The 4,670-nt window shown below is 38.4% G+C and carries 4 protein-coding genes; all 4 read left to right on the forward strand.

Features of this window, described 5'->3' with window-relative positions; translation table 11 throughout:
• Positions 1-854 (forward strand): TolC family protein (locus ABIQ28_RS14550; RefSeq protein ID WP_348038565.1); only part of this gene is annotated, 854 nt, incomplete at its 5' end.
• The gene (locus ABIQ28_RS14555; protein ID WP_348038567.1) at positions 854-1,993 is read left to right on the forward strand and encodes an efflux RND transporter periplasmic adaptor subunit; all 1,140 of its coding nucleotides are present in this window, start codon (positions 854-856) and stop codon (positions 1,991-1,993) included. The genes ABIQ28_RS14550 and ABIQ28_RS14555, both read left to right, overlap by 1 nt.
• A gap of 16 nt (positions 1,994-2,009) precedes the next feature.
• Positions 2,010-4,001: a heavy metal translocating P-type ATPase gene (locus tag ABIQ28_RS14560; protein WP_348038569.1), complete on the forward strand. Its 1,992-nt coding sequence runs from the start codon at positions 2,010-2,012 to the stop codon at positions 3,999-4,001.
• A 73-nt stretch (positions 4,002-4,074) separates the two neighbouring features.
• On the forward strand, positions 4,075-4,620 hold the full coding sequence (locus tag ABIQ28_RS14565; RefSeq protein WP_348038571.1) for a DUF3575 domain-containing protein: 546 nt from the start codon (positions 4,075-4,077) through the stop codon (positions 4,618-4,620).
• The last annotated feature ends 50 nt before the right edge of the window (positions 4,621-4,670 follow it).

The raw sequence follows: 4,670 nt of genomic DNA on the forward strand, positions 1-4,670 counted from the left end.
CACGTGATATCAAACTTCAAACTTTGAAAAGAGAGGTGTATTTGGCCTATTACAATTTGAGTTATGCCAAGAACAAGGAAAGGTCTTATCAGTATTTAGATAGTTTATATCAGAATTTCGCTCATGCCGCCAAACGACGTTTTGAATTAGGTGAAACCAATTATTTGGAGATGATCACTGCTCAATCGAAACAAAAACAATTGGAAACGCTTTACAGGCAATCGCAACAAGAAGTCATGATGTTTAATGCACTATTGAAGAAAATCGTTCAGGTAGATGAAATCACGGTTCAAGAAGAACCTCTGCAAAAGTTGTCTATGCAGTCTTTAACTATAAATGAGGACGCGGGATTACTTTATTTTGAACAGTCCAAATCTTATTACGAAGCGCGCTTGCAACAAGAAAAACAAAGTTTATTGCCCGATTTGAGTCTTCAGTATTTTCAGGGCACTAATGATGGGCTGAATAAAAATTTAATAGGCTATCAATTTGGATTAAAAATTCCGTTATTGTTTTCTGGAAATACTTCAAAAATAAAAGCCTCTAAAATTGCCCAGGATATTGTAGAACAACAACATCAGGATTACAAATCCAAATGGCAAGCTGAGCAAGAAGCGCTATTTGCCAAACTGCAACAGTATAATGAAGCAGTCATCTATTATCAAACTCAGGGCAAGCAACTTTCAGAAGAAATCCTGAAAACCGGAGAGCGCACATTCAAAGAAGGCGAAATTGACTTCTTCCAATATATTCAAAGCATTGAGATTTCAAAGGATATTGAATTGACCTATCTCGACAATCTTAATGGTTATAATCAAACAATTATTGCAATCAATTATTTAATTTTAGACTAATGAAACAGTTATATATCGTATTTGTTTTCATGCTTTTAGTAGCTTGTGGAACTGATAAAAACAATCAACCATCCGAAGAAACCCTGAAGGTAACTGATGAGTTGGTGATTACAAAGCAACAGTTTGACGGCGAACACATGGCATTTGGAACTCTTGAAGAACATGATTTTAATACCATTGTTAAAGTGAGCGGCATGATTGATGTGCCCACGCATAATCAGTCGAATGTCAGCACTTTTGTTGGCGGATATGTGACTAAAACGCCATTGTTGATTGGTGATGAGGTTAAGAAAGGGCAGTTTTTAGTGACTCTGGAAAACACGGATTATATTGAAATTCAGCAGCAGTATTTGGAATTGGCTGAGAAACTCAATTATTTGAAATCTGAATTTACACGTCAAAAAACCTTATATGATGAAAAGATTACGTCACAAAAAAACTTTTTAAAAGCTGAAAGCGACTATAAAAGCAGTTTGGCGCATTACAACGGATTGAAAAAGAAGTTGCAAATGATGAACATCAATCCGACATCTGTTGAAAATGGAACCATCGCTTCCAGCATTAATATTTATGCACCAATTGATGGCTTTGTGACTAAGGTAAACGTGAGTAACGGTACTTATGTGTCGCCTGCCGATGTGATTTTGGAAATTATTGATACCGATCATATTCATCTGGAGTTGTCCGTATTTGAAAAGGATATTCTTAAAATAAAGAAAGGCCAGGAAATTGATTTCAGGATTCCTGAAGCTTCCGATAGCATCTATAAGGCCGAAGTACATTTGGTAGGCACAACCATCGATCCGACCAGTAGAAGAGTTACGGTGCATGGGCATATTGATGACGATCACACCGGATTTATTGTGGGAATGTTTGCTGAAGCTGAAATTATCATTGGTGCTTCAAAAGCGTTGGCATTGCCTAAAACTGCAGTAATTCAGGTTGAAAATGATTATTTTGCGTTAATATTAGAAAGTGAAACGCCTACCGAATACCAGCTGAAAAAAGTTAAATTGAACCTCGGTATGCAAACGGAAGATCTTGTGGAAGTTTTAAATGCCGAATCCTTCAAGGATAAAAAGATTGTCGTTAATGGTACTTATATGCTGCTAAACACGACGGAAGGTGGCGAACATTAAAATTAAATCGTAAGGTATGTCAGAACATCATCATGAAAGTAAAAAGCACAATCATGGCCACGACCATAATGGCATTTTTGGATCCCGTACAGAATTGTATTTGTCCCTATTGTGTGGTGCTTTTCTCTTAATTGGTTTTTCTATTCAGCTTTTTGGATGGGAATACCAATCCATGTGGAACTCTATTATTCCTTATATGATTGCCTACGGATTTGGTGGTTATTATATTACGATTGAAGCTTTTCACCAAATCAAAAGAGGTGGTTTTGAAATTGACTTTTTAATGATTGCTGCGGCCATTGGCGCTGCATATATAGGAAGTTGGGCAGAAGGCGCTTTGTTGTTATTTCTATTCAGTTTAGGTCATGCTTTGGAGAATTACGCCATGAATAAGGCGAAAAAATCCATTGAAGCTTTACAGGATTTGACGCCTAATACAGCATTAGTTAAAAGAGGCGATCTCATAGAGGAAGTAAGTCTTGAATCCTTAAAAATAAATGATATTATTGTCGTCAAACCTCATTCTCAAATTGCGGCAGATGGTGTGATCATCACAGGTAGTAGTGCCATCAATCAGGCGCCAATCACGGGGGAAAGTATGCCGGTTGATAAAATAGCCATTGAGACGATTGAAAATCTTCCAAAGTTTGAGGACATTGATAGTTCTAGTGTTGTTTTTACGGGCACCATAAATGGCGATGGCAGCATCGAAGTTTTGGTTATGAAACTTAGTGAGGATTCTACGGTCGCCCGTTTGGTCAAAATGGTAAGTGAAGTGGAAACCCAAAAATCGCCTACGCAACGCATGACCAAAAAGTTTGAAAAATGGTATGTGCCCGTGGTCATTGTTGTTGTGACGATGTTATGCTTCGCTTATATGGTTGTTGATGAAACCTTCAATGAAAGCTTGTATAGAGCGATTACCGTGTTGGTTGCGGCAAGTCCTTGTGCCCTGGCAATTTCGACACCAAGTGCGGTTTTAAGTGGTATTGCGCGCGCCGCTCAAAAAGGAGTCTTGATCAAAGGTGGAAAAGCGTTGGAAGATCTCGGCTCCATTCAAACCATCGCCTTTGATAAAACAGGAACCCTGACGGAAGGGAAACCCAAACTTACCAATATCATTCCAAGTGAAAATTATGATGAGCGCGATTTGGCACGCATTATCTTAGAAGTCGAAAGTTTAAGCAATCATCCCCTCGCACGAGCGATTGCTAAAGGAGTGAAATCACAATATCAAATGGTTCACGAAAATTTAGCCGCTCACGTCAACGCCATTCAAGGGAAAGGGATTAGTGCGCACTACCAAGATCAAAAGGTTTTTATTGGGAATGAAAAGCTGATGACTGATGAAGGCATGGTCGTTTCTTCTGAATTAAAGATGAAAATGGGGATTTTGTTGAAGGAAGGTCATACCGCAATGTTGGTGGCTTATAATCATGCGGTCGTCGGTTTAGTGAGTGTTATGGATGTGCCAAGAAGTACGGCAGTTGAAACCCTGAAAAGATTAAAAGCGATTGGTATCAATCGAATGGTTATGCTGACCGGCGACCACCAAAATGTAGGAGATTCCATTGCCAGACAAATTGGATTGACGGAAGCCAAAGGGAATTTGCTACCAGAAGATAAAGTTGAGGCCGTAAAGGCACTTATGAAACAGGATGGGAAAATCGCCATGGTGGGCGATGGTGTTAATGATGCGCCAGCCATGGCTTTTAGCACCGTTAGTGTGGCGATGGGCGCTGCAGGAAGTGACGTCGCTCTTGAAACTGCAGATGTGGCCTTAATGTCAGATAAAATTGAAATGTTGCCTTTTGTGATTGGGTTGAGTAGAGCGTCCAAACGAATCATTACTCAAAACATTTGGATCAGTATGGGTGTGGTTGCTTTATTGGTGCCTGCTACCATTTTAGGTTTTACCAATATTGGATTGGCCGTGATTTTTCATGAAGGATCTACTTTAGTCGTGGTTCTTAATGCGTTGCGATTGTTGGCTTACGATGAGAAATAAAGTTTTTTAGATTTATATTTTTCCTTAGTATTGTAGCGCCTAATATTTTACCCCTAAATTCAATCGCTTACTTATGAAAAATTATGTTGTTGCATTTTTAATGCTATTTGCTGTTTTGGCTTCCCAGGCTCAAAATGATAGTATTCCCAAAAATAATTTCGGAAAAAATGAGATCAAAGTAAACGCTTTATTTCTTTTGCTTGGGACGTTTGAAGGAAGTTATGAGCGAAACTTATCAGAAAATTCGGCGATTGGAATGTCAGTCTTGATTCCGTTTGAACGTGAGTTTATAGAAAACGATATCAATTATTATGTATCTCCATACTACCGTGTTTTTTTTGGTAAGAAATATGCTGCAGGATTCTTTTTAGAGGGCTTTGGGATGTTGAACTCCATTCGTACCTCTTATCGTTATTATATAGATAGTGGCACTTATCATGATATCGAAAGTACTACCGATTTCGCGTTGGGCTTGGGGCTGGGAGGAAAATGGTTCACTAAAGGCGGATTTGTTTTTGAAATCAATGGCGGTTTCGGAAGAAATTTATTCAATGCCGGTAATGACAATGCTGTTACTTTTGTTGGTAAATTAGGATTTAATATGGGTTATAGGTTTTAAGTAGAAACACCCAAAAGATAAATTCCAAATTCTAGAATAAAAACAAAATC

The sequence above is a fragment of the Gelidibacter sp. genome (assembly GCF_039916245.1).
GTDB lineage: Bacteria > Bacteroidota > Bacteroidia > Flavobacteriales > Flavobacteriaceae > Gelidibacter.